Annotated in this window: 14 protein-coding genes and 1 pseudogene; 11 read left to right on the top strand and 4 right to left on the bottom strand. The window is 65.8% G+C overall.

The window, feature by feature from the left end; all coding sequences use genetic code 11:
- Window positions 1–3: 3 nt before the first annotated feature.
- Together MKL09_RS02660 and MKL09_RS02655 are read right to left on the bottom strand one after the other, a co-directional pair.
- Window positions 4–390, bottom strand: coding sequence for a response regulator (locus tag MKL09_RS02660; RefSeq protein WP_244017691.1), 387 nt, complete (start codon window positions 388–390; stop codon window positions 4–6).
- Window positions 391–476: 86 nt separating this feature from the next.
- Window positions 477–1,133 (bottom strand): alpha/beta hydrolase, encoded by a 657-nt coding sequence (locus tag MKL09_RS02655; protein ID WP_092045953.1) that lies wholly within the window; start codon window positions 1,131–1,133, stop codon window positions 477–479.
- Between the two features lie 273 nt (window positions 1,134–1,406).
- Between MKL09_RS02655 and MKL09_RS02650 the strand changes: the two genes are divergently transcribed.
- The 7 genes from MKL09_RS02650 (at window position 1,407) to MKL09_RS02620 (ending at window position 8,512) form a co-directional block, all read left to right on the top strand.
- Window positions 1,407–2,576 carry a cysteine desulfurase family protein gene (locus MKL09_RS02650; RefSeq protein ID WP_244017689.1) on the top strand — a complete coding sequence of 390 codons (1,170 nt, stop codon included), beginning with the start codon at window positions 1,407–1,409 and terminating at the stop codon, window positions 2,574–2,576.
- A gap of 68 nt (window positions 2,577–2,644) precedes the next feature.
- The gene (sufB, locus tag MKL09_RS02645) at window positions 2,645–4,114 is read left to right on the top strand and encodes a Fe-S cluster assembly protein SufB (protein WP_244017687.1); all 1,470 of its coding nucleotides are present in this window, start codon (window positions 2,645–2,647) and stop codon (window positions 4,112–4,114) included.
- Window positions 4,115–4,123: 9 nt separating this feature from the next.
- Window positions 4,124–4,534 carry a CCDC90 family protein gene (locus MKL09_RS02640; protein WP_244017685.1) on the top strand — a complete coding sequence of 137 codons (411 nt, stop codon included), beginning with the start codon at window positions 4,124–4,126 and terminating at the stop codon, window positions 4,532–4,534.
- A gap of 50 nt (window positions 4,535–4,584) precedes the next feature.
- Window positions 4,585–5,337 carry a Fe-S cluster assembly ATPase SufC gene (gene sufC, locus MKL09_RS02635; RefSeq protein ID WP_092045957.1) on the top strand — a complete coding sequence of 251 codons (753 nt, stop codon included), beginning with the start codon at window positions 4,585–4,587 and terminating at the stop codon, window positions 5,335–5,337.
- 4 nt (window positions 5,338–5,341) lie between these two features.
- On the top strand, window positions 5,342–6,664 hold the full coding sequence (locus MKL09_RS02630) for a SufB/SufD family protein (protein WP_244017684.1): 1,323 nt from the start codon (window positions 5,342–5,344) through the stop codon (window positions 6,662–6,664).
- 128 nt (window positions 6,665–6,792) lie between these two features.
- A complete protein-coding gene (locus MKL09_RS02625) occupies window positions 6,793–8,037 on the top strand; it encodes a cysteine desulfurase (protein ID WP_244017682.1) in 1,245 nt (414 codons plus the stop codon).
- Between the two features lie 91 nt (window positions 8,038–8,128).
- The gene (locus MKL09_RS02620) at window positions 8,129–8,512 is read left to right on the top strand and encodes an SUF system Fe-S cluster assembly protein (RefSeq protein WP_007566736.1); all 384 of its coding nucleotides are present in this window, start codon (window positions 8,129–8,131) and stop codon (window positions 8,510–8,512) included.
- 6 nt (window positions 8,513–8,518) lie between these two features.
- Here the strand turns inward: MKL09_RS02620 and MKL09_RS02615 are convergent.
- A pseudogene (locus tag MKL09_RS02615) lies at window positions 8,519–9,089 on the bottom strand (Uma2 family endonuclease).
- Window positions 9,090–10,217: 1,128 nt separating this feature from the next.
- Between MKL09_RS02615 and MKL09_RS02610 the strand changes: the two are divergent.
- The 4 genes from MKL09_RS02610 (at window position 10,218) to MKL09_RS02595 (ending at window position 13,358) form a co-directional block, all read left to right on the top strand.
- A complete protein-coding gene (locus MKL09_RS02610; protein WP_244017680.1) occupies window positions 10,218–10,529 on the top strand; it encodes a hypothetical protein in 312 nt (103 codons plus the stop codon).
- Between the two features lie 663 nt (window positions 10,530–11,192).
- Window positions 11,193–11,444 (top strand): hypothetical protein, encoded by a 252-nt coding sequence (locus MKL09_RS02605; RefSeq protein WP_244017678.1) that lies wholly within the window; start codon window positions 11,193–11,195, stop codon window positions 11,442–11,444.
- 205 nt (window positions 11,445–11,649) lie between these two features.
- The gene (locus tag MKL09_RS02600) at window positions 11,650–12,582 is read left to right on the top strand and encodes an ABC transporter ATP-binding protein (RefSeq protein ID WP_244017882.1); all 933 of its coding nucleotides are present in this window, start codon (window positions 11,650–11,652) and stop codon (window positions 12,580–12,582) included.
- A gap of 14 nt (window positions 12,583–12,596) precedes the next feature.
- Entirely contained in the window at window positions 12,597–13,358 is a 762-nt protein-coding gene (locus MKL09_RS02595; RefSeq protein WP_244017880.1) for an ABC transporter permease, read from the top strand.
- A 2-nt stretch (window positions 13,359–13,360) separates the two neighbouring features.
- Here MKL09_RS02595 and MKL09_RS02590 read toward each other — a convergent pair whose 3' ends face one another.
- The gene (locus MKL09_RS02590; RefSeq protein WP_244017676.1) at window positions 13,361–14,125 is read right to left on the bottom strand and encodes an alpha/beta fold hydrolase; all 765 of its coding nucleotides are present in this window, start codon (window positions 14,123–14,125) and stop codon (window positions 13,361–13,363) included.
- Between the last annotated feature and the right edge of the window lie 54 nt (window positions 14,126–14,179).

Raw genomic sequence — 14,179 nt, 5'->3', positions numbered from 1 at the left:
GCTTCACGCCGCGCGATGGATGAAAGCCTGCAGGGTTCGGACCAAGGTCGTCGGCTCGTAGGGCTTCGGGATGAACCGGGCGCCGTCCGGCATGTCGTAGGGGCCCGGCGTGCCCATGCCGGAGACCACAAGCACGGGAATTGCCGGCCAGCGATGCGCCACCAGGCGGGCGAGGGCGAACCCGTCCATCGAGCCCTGCGGCATGTCGACATCCGTCATCAGGACGCCGACATCGTCGCGGTTTTCCAGGACCTTCAGCGCCTTGTCGGCGTGGCTGGCCTCCAGCACGGTGAAGCCGGCCTCCGCCAGGGTGTCGGACGCCTCCATGAGCAGGAGGCCGTCATCTTCCACCAGCAGCACCACGGGTTGGCCGGACGGGCTCTCTGTCATCAGACCTGCAAAGGTTTGGACGCGATGTGCGAAGCCCGCGCCGTATGCCCCGGGCCTGCCCCCGTCAAGGCGCGGGACCTGCGACCTCAGGCTGCTTCCTCGCGCTTGCCGAGGCGCTTGTCGAGGTAGGTGTCGACCGTCTGGGTCAGCTCGTCGACCTTGCCGTCGAAGAAGTGGTTGGCTCCCTCGACCATCTGGTGCTCGATGATGACGCCCTTCTGCACCTTCACCTTCTCGATCACCGGCATGACATCCCGGGCCGGCGCGACCCGGTCCTCGGAGCCGTGCACGAACAGGCCGGAGGAGGGGCAAGGCGCCAGGAAGGTGAAGTCGAAGCGGTTGGCCATGGCGGCGATCGAGATGAAGCCCTCGATCTCGGGACGCCGCATCAGCAGCTGCATGCCGATCCACGCGCCGAAGGACACGCCGGCGATCCAGCACGACTTCGCCTCCGGGTTGACCGACTGCACCCAGTCCAGCGCCGCGGCCGCATCCGACAGCTCGCCCGAGCCGTGGTCGAACGCGCCCTGGCTGCGGCCGACCCCGCGAAAATTGAAACGCAGGGCTGCGAAGCCGCGATTGGCAAAGGTGTAAAAAAGATTGTACACAATTTGATTGTTCATCGTGCCCCCGAACTGGGGGTGCGGGTGCAGCACGATGGCGATCGGCGCGCCGCGTTTCTTGGGGGCCTGGTAGCGGCCTTCCAGACGTCCGGCCGGGCCGGTGAAGATGACTTCAGGCATCGTTCGACTCTCGTTACAGCGGTCGCCGGCCGCGCGATCTCGGACCATGAAGAGGCAGCCTTGACTCGCCGCACGCACACCATACAAACACTCTTAGAACAGTTCTAGGCGATTAGAACTGTTCTAATGTAGGTGAGCAGCCGCGACAGGCTAGCTTTCCGGACCAGCCTTGCGGTTGGCGACATTTCATTTGTCGGCGCGCCTTAGCACGGCGAGCCGGTGCGCGGGCAAGGAATTGTCACGCGCCGCAGCAGGGGACGACACGGAATCAGCATGAGCCGGGCCCGCGCCTATCTCGATTACAACGCGACCGCCCCCGTCCGCCCCGCCGTGGCGGAAGCGGTGGCACGCGCGCTGATGCTGCCCGGAAACCCGTCCTCGATCCACCAGGAGGGCCGTGCCGCCCGCGCCGCCCTCGAAGCCGCCCGCGGCCAGGTCGCCGCCCTGGTGGGCGCCCGCCCGGGGCAGGTCGTGTTCACCAGCGGCGGGACGGAGGCCGCGAATGCGGTCCTGTCCGGGGCGCTGGGCCGGCGCGGCCAGGCGCGGCCGACGCACCTGCTCCATTCGGCGACCGAACACCCTTGCGTCGCCGCGGGCCATCGGTTCCCCGATGGCGCGGTCGAGCATCTGCCGGTCACCCCGGACGGCGTGATCGATCTCGGCGTCCTCGAACACCGTCTAAGCATGCTTTCGGACGAGAGCGTGCTGATCTCGGTCCATGCCGCCAACAACGAGACCGGGGCGATCCAGCCTCTGTCCGACATCGCCGCCCTGGCCCGCGCCCATGGCCGGGCCCTTGTGCACAGCGATGCCGTGCAGGCGGTGGGCAAGATCGCCCTCGACATGGCGACCCTCGGGATCGACGCGCTCACGCTCTCGGGCCACAAGTTCGCGGCCCCGAAGGGCGTCGGCGCGATGATCCTGGCCGACGACGTCGCCCTCGACGCCGCCTTCCTGCGCGGCGGCGGGCAGGAGCGGCGCCAGCGCTGCGGAACCGAGTGCCTGCCGGCGATCGTCGGCATGGGCGAGGCGGCGCGGATCGCGGCGGACGCTCTCGAAGCGGAGGGCATTCGCCTCGCGGGCCTGCGGGACCGGATCGAAGCCGGCCTGCGCGTCCGCGCCCCCGAGGCCGTGGTGTTCGCGGCTGGTGCCCCGCGCCTACCCAACACGCTGAGCTTCGCGGTCCCGGGGCTCGACGCCCCCGCGGCCCTGATCGCCCTCGACCTCGCCGGCGTAGCGGTGTCGTCGGGCTCGGCCTGCTCGTCGGGCAAGGTCGCGCGCTCGGCGACGCTGGCGGCGATGGGCGTCGATCCTGAGCTTGCCGGGGGGGCGCTGCGCGTCAGCCTCGGCTGGAACACGGTGGACGAGGATGCGTCATGCTTTCTCGACGCCTGCGAACGGGTCTTGCAGCCCCTATATAAGCGGCGAGGGAAAGCGGCCTGAATGCCGCGACCCACGCTTTCCGAAAGACGCTTCCCGGTCCTTGAAACCGGGCTTGCCAGGAGACGCTGATGCCTGCCGTGCAGGAAACCATCGACCGGGTCCGCTCGATCGACCTCGACCAGTACAAGTACGGGTTCGAGACCACCATCGAGATGGAGAAGTCCGCCAAGGGCATCTCCGAGGATGTCGTGCGCTTCATCTCAGCCAAGAAGAACGAGCCGGCGTGGCTGCTGGAATGGCGCCTCGACGCCTATCGCCGCTGGCTGACCATGAAGGAGCCGGAGTGGGCGCGCGTCTCGTACGACAAGGTCGATTATAGCGACATCTACTATTACGCCGCGCCCAAGCGCCCAGCGGCGATGTCGCTCGATGAGATCGATCCCGAGATCCTGAAGACCTACGAGAAACTCGGTATCCCGCTGCGCGAGGTCGAGGTGCTGGAAGGCATCGCGCCTGAGCGCCGCGTCGCGGTCGACGCCGTGTTCGACTCGGTCTCGGTAGCCACGACCTTCAAGAAGGAGCTCTCGAAGGCCGGCGTGATCTTCATGCCGATCTCCGAGGCGGTGCAGGAATATCCGGAGCTGGTGCAGAAGTACCTGGGCACGGTGGTACCCTCGACCGACAACTTCTTCGCGACGCTGAATTCGGCGGTCTTTTCCGATGGCTCGTTCGTCTACATCCCGCCGGGCGTGCGCTGCCCGATGGAGCTGTCGACCTATTTCCGCATCAACGAGCGCGACACCGGTCAGTTCGAGCGCACGTTGATCATCGCCGACAAGGGCTCGTACGTGTCGTATCTCGAGGGTTGCACCGCCCCGAAGCGCGACGACAACCAGCTCCACGCCGCGGTGGTCGAGCTGGTGGCCCTGGACGACGCCGAGATCAAGTACTCGACGGTCCAGAACTGGTACCCCGGCGACAACGAAGGCAAGGGCGGTATCTACAACTTCGTGACCAAGCGTGGCGACTGCCGCGGCGACCGCTCGAAGATCTCCTGGACCCAGGTCGAGACCGGTTCGGCAATCACCTGGAAATACCCGTCCTGCATCCTGCGCGGCGATGAATCCCGCGGTGAGTTCTACTCGATCGCGGTGTCGAACGGCATGCAGCAGGTCGATTCCGGCACCAAGATGATCCACCTCGGCAAGAACACCACCAGCCGGATCATCTCTAAGGGCATCTCGGCCGGGCGTTCGCAGAACACCTATCGGGGCCTCGTCTCGGCCCACAAGAAGGCCAAGAACGCGCGTAACTTCACCAACTGCGACTCGCTGCTGATCGGCGACCAGTGCGGGGCGCACACCGTGCCCTACATCGAGTCGAAGAACGCGTCCGCGGTGTTCGAGCACGAGGCGACCACCTCGAAGATCTCCGAAGATCAGAAGTTCTACTGCCTGCAGCGCGGCCTCTCCGAGGAGGAGGCAACCGCGCTCATCGTCAACGGCTTCGTCCGCGACGTGCTGCAGCAGCTGCCGATGGAGTTCGCCGTCGAGGCCCAGAAGCTGATCTCGATCAGCCTCGAAGGCTCCGTGGGGTAGCAGACCGCCATGACCTACGCGTTTGACACCCTCAAGTTCACGCAGCGGCTTGAACAGGTCGGCGTCGGACGCGAGCAGGCTGAGGCACATGCCGAGCTTGCTCGGGACATGATCCTGGCAGACATGGCGACAAAGGCGGATTTGCTGACACTAGAGGCAGCGATCAAGTCGGAGCTTCAATCCGAGACAGCCGGTGTCAAATCAGAGTTTCGATCCGAGATGGCCGGCTTCAAGTCGGAACTGCGATCTGAACTATCGAGCGTGAAATCTGAGATCGGTGCATTCAGAGCCGAATTCGGATCTTCCAAAAAAGAGACCGACGGCGCCCTTCGTGAACTCGAACTTCGCATGATCGTAAAGCTCGGCGCCATGATCGCGGCAGCCGTCGCCGTAATCGCGGCGTTGCAGAAATTTCTCTGACGGGCAGGCTTCCCGCCGTCGTCATACAATGACTCTAGGACTACGCTGACATGTTGGAAATCAAGAACCTCGTCGTGCAGATCGAGGACAACCGCATCCTGAACGGCCTGAATCTGACCGTGAACGACGGCGAGGTCGCCGCGATCATGGGGCCGAACGGATCGGGCAAATCGACCCTGTCCTACGTCATCGCCGGCAAGGAGGATTACGAGGTTCTCGACGGCGAGATCCTGCTCGACGGGCAAAACGTGCTGGAGATGGGCGCCGACGAGCGCGCCGCCGCCGGCGTCTTCCTGGCCTTCCAGTACCCGCTGGAGATCCCCGGCGTCGGCACCATGACGTTCCTCAAGGCTTGCCTCAACGCCCAGCGCCGCGCCCGCGGTGAGGGCGAGATCTCGACGCCCGATTTCATCCGCAAGGTGAATGCTGCGGCGGACAAGCTCGAGATCAACAAGGAGATGCTCAAGCGCGCGCTCAACGTCGGCTTTTCCGGCGGCGAGAAGAAGCGCATGGAGATCCTCCAGATGGCGCTGCTGGAGCCGAAGTTCTGCGTGCTCGACGAGACCGATTCGGGCCTCGACATCGACGCCCTGCGCATCGTCTCAGAGGGCGTCAACGCGCTCCGGGCCCAGGGCCGTTCATTCCTGGTGATCACCCACTATCAGCGTCTGCTCAACCATATCGTGCCCGACACCGTGCACGTCATGTCGAAGGGTCTGATCGTGAAGACCGGCGGCAAGGAGCTGGCGCTCGAGCTCGAAGCGTCGGGCTATGCCGAATACCGCACCAACGAGGCTGCGTAAGCCCATGGCCGAGATCCAGAACCTGCGCACCAGCGCCGAAACCGGGCTGTCGAGTTTGTTCGAGGCCTCGCGCAAGAGCTTCGGCACGGAAGAGGCGATCGCCCGTGAGGAGGCGTTCCGCTTCTTCGAGGCCGCCGGCCTGCCGAGCCGACGCGTCGAGGCGTTCAAGTACACCGACCTGCGCGCCGCCATGAAGGAGGCCGTGCCGCCGGCCGAGGCGCCCTCGGCGGAGGCTGCCCAGACTGCCGTCGCCTCCGCCAAGGGCTTTGCCGGTCTCGATGCGGCGCGCCTGACCTTCGTCAACGGCCATCTTATCCGCAACCTGTCGGACCTCGACGGCTTGCCGGCTGGCCTCACCGTGACGCCGCTCAACGATGCGATGGGCAAGAGCGACGCCCGGCTTCGCCTGTTGGCGCCGGTCGAGCAGGCCCGCGAAAACCCGGTCTACCAGCTCAACACCGCCTTCTTGGCCGACGGCGCGCTGATCTCGGTCGCTCCCGGCACGAAGATCGAGCGGGCGCTGCACCTGCGCTTCATCGGAAGCGGATCCGAGAGCTTCTCAACTGCCACGCGTGTCCTGGTCGATATCGGCGACGACGCAGAGATCACGCTACTGGAGAGCCACGAGGGTCCGAACGGCCTGACCTACCAGCCGAACGACGCCCTCGACGTGCGGGTCGGCAAGCAAGCGGTGTTCCGCCATGCCCGGCTCAACCGCGAGGGCAACGCCGCCATTGCGCTCTCGACGATCAGCGTCCGTCTCGACGATGAATCGCGGTTGGAAACGGTCAATCTGGTGACGGGCGCCGTCCTGTCGCGCCACCAGATCTTCATGCATGTCGCAGGCGTGAATGTGAACGCGGTGGTCAACGGCGCCGCCATGCTGGGCGATGGTCAGTTGGCGGATTCGACTCTGCTGGCGGACCATGCGGCCGTGGGTGGCATCGGCCGCGAGATGTTCAAGACGGTGATCGACGGGAACGCCACCGGGGTGTTCCAGGGCAAGATCATCGTCCGCCAGGCGGCTCAGCAGACCGACGGCAAGATGAAGTCGGATTGCCTGCTCCTCAGCGACGAGGGGCAGATGATGAACAAGCCGGAGCTGGAGATCTTCGCAGACGACGTCGCCTGCGGCCATGGTGCCACCTGCGGCGCCCCGGACGACGATCTGCTGTTCTACCTGATGGCCCGTGGCCTGCCGCGCGCGGTGGCCGAGAGCCTGCTGGTCCAGGCGTTCGTCGGCGAGGCCATCGAGTCGGTCACGCACGAGGGCGCCCGCGCGGCGCTGATCGGCGAGATCGAGGCTTGGCTCGCAGCGCGCGCCTGACCCCGCGGCCAGTCCCGTTCCGGGATCGCAACGCTCGTTCGGAGGCCTTCGCCGAGGCCTCCGCTTCATTCCGGCGCCTCCGATGAGGTGGCCCCTGGGACGGACTTAAGTCTCAAAAGGTCGCGACGATGAACGCACCCGTCCTCACCCCCAGCTTCGACGTCGAGGCCGTCCGCAAGGATTTCCCGATCCTGTCGCAGACGGTCTACGGCAAGCCGCTGGTCTATCTCGACAATGCCGCCTCGGCGCAGAAGCCGCGACAGGTCATCGACGCGATGGTCTCCTGCATGGAGACCGGCTACGCCAACGTCCATCGCGGCCTGCACTTCATGGCGAACGCCGCCACAGAGGGGTTCGAGGGCGCCCGCGAGACCACGCGCCAGTTCCTCAACGCCGCGTCGACCGACGAGATCATTTTCACCCGCAACGCCACCGAGGCCTACAACCTCGTGGCGTCCAGCATGGGCTGGGCCGGACTGATCGGCGAGGGTGATGAGATCATCCTGTCGATCATGGAGCATCACTCCAACATCGTGCCCTGGCACTTCCTGCGCGAGCGCCGCGGCGCGGTGATCAAGTGGGCGCCAGTCGACGAGGACGGAAACTTCCTGGTCGAAGACTACGAAAAACTGTTCACGCCGCGCACCAAGATGGTGGCGATCACCCACATGTCGAACGTGCTGGGCACGGTGACGCCGGCGGAAGAGATCATCCGCATCGCCCACGCCCACGGCGTGCCGGTGCTGCTCGACGGGGCGCAAAGTGCGGTCCACCGGCCGATCGACGTGCAGGCGTTGGACTGCGACTTCTTCGTCTTCACCGGCCACAAGGTCTACGGGCCGACGGGCATCGGCGTGCTCTACGGCAAGAAGGAATGGCTGGAGCGCCTGCCCCCCTATCAGGGCGGCGGCGAGATGATCCGCACCGTCAGCCAGGATACGGTGACCTACAACGACCCGCCGCACCGCTTCGAGGCCGGCACCCCGGCGATCATCGAGGCAGTTGGGCTCGGGGCGGCGCTCGAATACATGCTTGGGCTGGGCCGGGAGAACATCGCGGCGCACGAGGCGACGCTGACCCGCTACGCTCACGAGCGGCTCGGCGCCATGAACGCCCTGCGGATCATCGGCACGGCCAAGGGCAAGGGCGGCGTGGTCAGCTTCGAGATGAAAGGCGCCCACGCGCACGACATCGCCACGGTGATCGATCGCCAGGGCGTCGCGGTGCGCGCCGGGACCCATTGCGCCATGCCGCTGCTCACCCGCTTCGGCGTCACCTCGACCTGCCGGGCCTCGTTCGGCCTGTATACGACCACCGCCGAGATCGATGCCCTTGCCGAGGCGCTCGGCAAAGCCGAGATGATGTTCGCCTGATCGGCGCAGCGTCCCGAAGTCAATCGCGCGGCAATGCGCGAGCCGCGAGAAAACCAGGTCCGTCTGCGCGGGCCCGGGGGAGAATGAAACCATGAGCACCGACGCCACAATCACCGGCGGCGCCAACGCCCCCGCCGTCGAGGCCGCCTCGGCGATCCCCCCGGCCGAGCTGGACCGGCTGACCGACGACATCGTCGCGGCGCTGAAATCCGTCTATGATCCGGAGATCCCGGCCGACATCTACGAGCTCGGCCTGATCTACAAGGTCGATATCGGCGACGACCGGAAGGTCGCGATCGACATGACCCTGACAGCCCCCGGCTGTCCCGTGGCCGGCGAAATGCCGGGCTGGGTCGAGAACGCCGTCAGTGCCGTGCCGGGCGTGCAATCCTGCGCCGTGACGATGGTGTTCGATCCGCCGTGGGATCAGAGCCGTATGTCCGACGAGGCCCGCGTCGCCCTGGACATGTGGTAGGGCGCATTAAGTCACCTCGCGCCCCGGCTCGAAGGCAACCGCCTCGTAGATGTCGGATAGCGCGAGCCGGGCCCCGATCTCGGGCAGGTCGATGATGTCGGTCGGCGCTTCGTAGGTCTCCGCCGGCCAGGACTCGTCGACCCGGCGGTAGAGCAGGACGCTCGGGAAGCGCGTCTCGACCAGCAGGATGCCGCGCAGGGTCGGGTTACGCCGGTACTCGTCGAGCCTGCGGAATTGATCGACGCTGCTGGTCGAGGGCGAGAGCACCTCGACCACGAGCCGCGGCGCGCGGCGCGCGGCGTTCGTAGATGTCGCGGACCCGCTCGCCGCATTCCACCGTGATATCGGGGCGCCGGAGCGTCGCGATGCTGGTGCGCAGGGCGACATCGTCGGTTGTCGGGCGGCAGCCGCTGCCACGGAGCTGCTGATGCAGCGTGGCGATGATGTTCACCGTCACCTGATCGTGCTGCGTGCTCGCGCCGGTCATCATCTTGATGTGCGGGACCGGCACGCCGTCCACGAGCTCGTAGAGCCCGTCCTGGCCGAGCTGCCACGCAAAGAACTCGTCCGCGTTCATGCGTCGCGCCGCAGGTTCGGCCATGGCAATCGCCCTCGATCTCGACGAGCCTAGGGAGCCGTACGGAAAGGCAAATCCAGGCCGCGCCGGGCCATAGCCGTGCCCGGATGGCTTCGGTAGTGGCAATCGGACAGGTCGATATCGGAATTTCCGCGTTTTCACAGAACGGATGACACTAAATACCAATTCATATTTACGACATGGCGGCATAATTTTCGCCAACCATTACTATCTGCCGAACCACGACCGACGAAATTCCGGTATAGAGCGAGACGTCCCGGGCCTCAGAGACAGACAAGGGGCCAAGCACGCAATTATCAGACAGACCTGGATTTTTCCTTGACTGTTCAATAACTGCCGATAGCACGTCGGCATGTATCAATTTACGATGCCGTTAATATTTCGGTAACTACGTTTGCCCAGAGGTCACGGGCCGCCGGTTGGGGCGGTTCGTTCAGTGTAGACGGTGACGTGAGATGGGTCCGGGTTACGTGGTTGCGGCGGTGTTTGAGACGTCTGGACTGATCGGCCTTGCGGTTGCCGGGTTTGCCATCCGTGCGGAACGACAGGCGCGCGCATCCGGCCTGCGCGACTTCCTCCGGTCCGGACAGACGTCGCTCTCAGCCTCGGGCCTGACATCGCCGAGCCGGTGGCGCGGAGCCGCACCGCGGGTCGTGGATGTCCCGGTCGCCGCCCATCGCCGCGGTGCGGGTCAGCCGCGCGAATCCGCTGCCCGTTCGGCCCTGGGACGCGCCCTCGGGCAGAGCAACATCCGGTCGGCGCCCCGCCGCCTAGCGCCGATCAGCGCAGGATGATGTCGAGGCCGCTGCCGAGCAGGGTGACGGCGCTGAGCAGGAACATGAACTTCAGGTCTTCGAAACGCGTGCTCATGATCGATCCTTATTCTTCAAGGGGTGGGTGGCTGCTCGGATGCTGAATTATCACCTGATTAACGACTGTTGCGCGAGTCGTTTCAGGAACTGTTAGGGATTGTTCCGCGCTTTCCATTCGGTAAGGTTGATGAACGGTTAGGATCAACCTGTGCTGCTGAACCGGTCTTAACCGCGTTTCGGCAGGCCGGCCGTGCGGCGGCGCACGGTCGTGCGGCAACAGGGAAAGCGCAGGCTCATGACGCAGCCACCGATCAGCGCCATCGTGCGGGCGCGCGACTGGATGTTCCGCGATCGCGGGACCGGCGCCATCACCGTCGCGCAATGGCCGAACCTGCCGCTCTGGCTGTTCCTCGGGCTCACGCTGGCTGCTTGGCTCGCCCGCAGCGCCGAGCCCATCGCCGCGTGGCTCGGCATTGCCGCCGACCTCGCCCTCGGCTGGTGGGCGATCGATGAGCTCGTGCGCGGCGTCAATCCCTGGCGCAGGCTGCTCGGCCTCGCCACGCTGCTCGGTCTCGCCGCGCTCGTCACCCTTCGGAGCGGCGGCTAGAGCCGTTCCCGATCGGGTTGCGACACAATGCGCGACAGGGGCTGGCTTTATCTTGATCGGCGCCCGCCCACGCCAACCCCCTCATCCTTGAGGCGGCGACGCGCAGCGGCTCCTTCAAGGCTCGCGTCGCTCACACTTCAGGATGAGGGGGCTAGGTTGGATGATCGTCGATCAGGACCGGATCGAGGTTATGTCCGCGCAGCCGACCGCCCTGCCAAGGCAGCGTTGTGTACCGTGGCGTTGCGATCGGGAACGGCTCTAAGCCCTCGATTGAACGCGCCCGCTAACGCGGAACCGGTATCCGCTTCAGCCCCCGCCAACGCGTCGTCTGCGTCCTGCTCGTTCAGGCCGTCGGTGGCGATTCGTCAGCGCGTTTTCAAGGGCGATTCGATCGATCTACGCGATCGCCAATTGCATTTTGCGCCTTTGATGCAGAACATTTTATAATACAAATCGTCAAAAATTCATTTTTTATGGCGAAATTTGCAGTATAAATCCAAATTCAACCGCCATTTGAATTTCGGTTGATTACTGAGACGCGCAACGATCGATTGCGGCGCAGCAAAAAGTCATGAATGGTCGCGCCGGATTCGCCCCGGGTAGCGCAGGCCTGTCGAGGTGCGCGCTTCCAGGCTCGGCTTCAGTTTTGGGCTGGACGGCACGATGACCGATGCAGGAGGCTTCGTAGCCCTCGATGCCGCATCGCGCCTCAGCGAGCAGGAGCAGCTTCTCCGCCAGCTGGCTGAAATGCTGCACCTTCCGGTTTCGGTCTTCCGCCGCCGCCGGCCCGATCCGACGGCCGACGGTCCGACGGCAGGGGAATGTGCAGCGATCCTGGCGGCGTTCTCGCGCATCCGCGATCCGGATGCCCGCCGGCGATGCCTGGCGATGGTCGAACGCTGCGCCGACGCGTAGGATCGCGGCTCGTCCCGTTGTGCGCTCGCGCACGTCGGCACAGTAAGAGCCGGGCCGACCGCGTGCTATAGGGGCGCCCGATTCCGAGAGCGGCCCGCCGGATCGGCAGGCCGCAAGGAACATCGCGACCTCCTCGGCACACGACATCCCCGAGCCGGGATTGCGGTCGCCGGTGCACGATGCCCCGCATTCGCTTCAGGCCCTGATGCCGATCATCTCCATTTCGAAGCTGTCGAAGACCTACACGTCCGGCTTCACCGCGTTGAGCGGCATCGACCTCGCCATCGAGCGCGGTGAGATTTTCGCGCTGCTCGGCCCGAACGGCGCTGGCAAGTCGACGCTGATCAACATCGTCTGCGGCATCGTCACGCCCAGTTCCGGTACGGTGACGGTCGATGGGCACGACATCGCCCGGGATTACCGGGCCGCGCGCCGGGCCATCGGCCTCGTCCCGCAGGAGCTGACCACCGACGCCTTCGAGACGGTGCTGAACACGGTGAGCTTCTCCCGCGGCCTGTTCGGGCTGCGGCCGGATCCCGCCCATATCGAAAAGATTCTGCGGGCCCTGTCCCTGTGGGACAAGCGCGACAGCCGCCTCATGACCCTGTCGGGCGGGATGAAGCGCCGGGTACTGATCGCCAAGGCTCTGTCGCACGAGCCCCGGGTGCTGTTCCTCGACGAGCCCACGGCCGGCGTCGACGTCGAGCTGCGCCAGGACATGTGGCGCCTTGTGCGCGACCTGCGCCAGCAGGGCGTCACCGTGATCCTCACCACCCACTACATCGAGGAAGCCGAGGAGATGGCCGACCGCATCGGGGTGATCCGGCGCGGCCGGATCATCCTGGTCGAGGAGAAGGCCGCGCTGATGCACAAGCTCGGGCGCAAGCAGCTCAAGCTTCAGCTCCAGGCACCGATCGCCGCGGTTCCGCCGGAACTGTCCGATTACGGGCTGGCCTTATCCGGCGACGGCCGCGAGTTGGTCTACACCTACGATACACGGGCCGAGCGAACCGGGATCACTGGGCTGCTCACCGGTTTGGCTGCCGCCGGCATCCCGTTCAGCGATCTCCACACCGAGCAGTCTTCCCTGGAGGACATCTTCGTCGGCCTCGTGCGCGAGGGTGAGACACAGGCATGAGTGCGATCATGAACATGAACTGGCCGGCCGTCCGGTCGATCTACCGGTTCGAAATGGGCCGCTTCTGGCGCACCGCCGGGCAGAGCATCCTGGCCCCGGTGATCTCGACGACCCTGTATTTCGTGGTGTTCGGGGCTGCCATTGGCTCGCGGGTCTCGGCGGTGGACGATGTGCCCTACGGGCTGTTCATCGTCCCCGGCCTGATCATGCTCTCGCTCCTGACCCAGAGCATCTCGAACGCCTCGTTCGGAATCTACTTCCCGCGCTTCGCCGGCACGATCTACGAGATCCTGTCGGCTCCGATCTCGCCCCTGGAGGTGGTGCTCGGCTTCGTCGGCGCGGCGGCGTCCAAGTCGATCCTGATCGGCCTGATCATCCTGGCGACCTCGGCCCTGTTCGTACCGCTGCGCATCGATCACCCGGTCTGGATGATCGGTTTCCTGCTGCTCACCGCGGTCACGTTCAGCCTATTTGGGTTTGTCATCGGCCTCTGGGCCGACGGCTTCGAGAAGCTGCAGCTGGTGCCGCTGCTTGTCGTGACGCCGCTGACCTTCCTGGGCGGCAGTTTCTACGCGATCAGCATGCTTCCGCCGTTCTGGCATGCGGTGAGCCTGATCAACCCGGTGGTCTACCTGATCAGCGCCTTCCGCTGGGCGTTCTTCGGCAAGGCCGATGTCAGCATCGCGATCAGCCTCGGCATGACAGCCCTGTTCCTGGTGATCTGCCTCGGCCTCGTCACCTACATCTTTCGGACCGGCTATCGCCTGAAGAGCTGAATTCAGGGCTGCGCCGCGAGGAACGCCAAGACGCCGTCCCGGTGCGGCTTGGCCCCCACCGCCGTCGAGTGGTCCTTGCCCTCGATCTCAAGCGCCCGCGCGTCCGGGATCAGGGCGGCCAGGGCCGGGCCCGAGCCCGCCACCGTGTCGAGGGTTCCGACCGCCACCAGCACCGGCACCTCGATCTGGGCGAGCTCCGCCCGGCTGAGCGTCTGGCGCGAGCCGCGCATGCAGGCCGCGAGCGCCCGCAGGTCGCTCCGGGTCTGCTCGGCGAAGATCCGGAACGCCGCGGCGGTCGGATTCGGGGCGGGCGTGCCGGCAGGCGCTTCGAGGGCCTCTGCGATCCCGGACGGTAGCCCCTTCCCCTCGACGAGGTGCATGCCGAGACCGCCGATCAGGGCGGAGCGGACCCGGTCGGCATGGTCGAGGGCGATATGGGCAGTGATCCGACCGCCCATCGAATAGCCCATCACGTGCGCGCGCTCGATCCCGAGATGGTCGAGCAGCCGCACCGCGTCGCCGGCCATGGCTTCGGAGCTGTAGGCCGCCGGGTCGTAGAGCTTCTCGCTCTCGCCGTGGCCGCGATTGTCGAGCGCGATCGCCCGGTAGCCGGCCTGGGTCAGGGCTCGCACCCACTGGGTGTTGACCCAGTTGACCGCGTGGTTGGACGCGAAACCGTGGATCAGCAGGACCGGCGTGCCGGCGCCCTCCGCCGGCGGCACGTCGATATAGGCGATCCGCACGCCGTCCGAATTGAAGGAATCCATGCCGCGCAACCCGTGCCGTCGACGCTCGGCCTCCGCTTAGACCACCCGCCCGCG

Origin of the sequence: Methylobacterium sp. J-048 (assembly GCF_022829515.1) — a bacterium.
Classification (GTDB): Bacteria; Pseudomonadota; Alphaproteobacteria; order Rhizobiales; family Beijerinckiaceae; genus Methylobacterium.
The sequence above is the reverse complement of the archived record's forward strand: the minus strand, read 5'-3'. Positions and strand labels throughout refer to the sequence as shown.

Bases quoted from the DNA above. Each gene is read 5' to 3' on its own strand.
- MKL09_RS02660 (WP_244017691.1), bottom strand. From the start codon at position 390: ATGACAGAGAGCCCGTCCGGCCAACCCGTGGTGCTGCTGGTGGAAGAT.
- MKL09_RS02655 (WP_092045953.1), bottom strand. From the start codon at position 1,133: ATGCCTGAAGTCATCTTCACCGGCCCGGCCGGACGTCTGGAAGGCCGC.
- MKL09_RS02650 (WP_244017689.1), top strand. From the start codon at position 1,407: ATGAGCCGGGCCCGCGCCTATCTCGATTACAACGCGACCGCCCCCGTC.
- sufB (WP_244017687.1), top strand. From the start codon at position 2,645: ATGCCTGCCGTGCAGGAAACCATCGACCGGGTCCGCTCGATCGACCTC.
- MKL09_RS02640 (WP_244017685.1), top strand. From the start codon at position 4,124: ATGACCTACGCGTTTGACACCCTCAAGTTCACGCAGCGGCTTGAACAG.
- sufC (WP_092045957.1), top strand. From the start codon at position 4,585: ATGTTGGAAATCAAGAACCTCGTCGTGCAGATCGAGGACAACCGCATC.
- MKL09_RS02630 (WP_244017684.1), top strand. From the start codon at position 5,342: ATGGCCGAGATCCAGAACCTGCGCACCAGCGCCGAAACCGGGCTGTCG.
- MKL09_RS02625 (WP_244017682.1), top strand. From the start codon at position 6,793: ATGAACGCACCCGTCCTCACCCCCAGCTTCGACGTCGAGGCCGTCCGC.
- MKL09_RS02620 (WP_007566736.1), top strand. From the start codon at position 8,129: ATGAGCACCGACGCCACAATCACCGGCGGCGCCAACGCCCCCGCCGTC.
- MKL09_RS02610 (WP_244017680.1), top strand. From the start codon at position 10,218: ATGACGCAGCCACCGATCAGCGCCATCGTGCGGGCGCGCGACTGGATG.
- MKL09_RS02605 (WP_244017678.1), top strand. From the start codon at position 11,193: ATGACCGATGCAGGAGGCTTCGTAGCCCTCGATGCCGCATCGCGCCTC.
- MKL09_RS02600 (WP_244017882.1), top strand. From the start codon at position 11,650: ATGCCGATCATCTCCATTTCGAAGCTGTCGAAGACCTACACGTCCGGC.
- MKL09_RS02595 (WP_244017880.1), top strand. From the start codon at position 12,597: ATGAACTGGCCGGCCGTCCGGTCGATCTACCGGTTCGAAATGGGCCGC.
- MKL09_RS02590 (WP_244017676.1), bottom strand. From the start codon at position 14,125: ATGGATTCCTTCAATTCGGACGGCGTGCGGATCGCCTATATCGACGTG.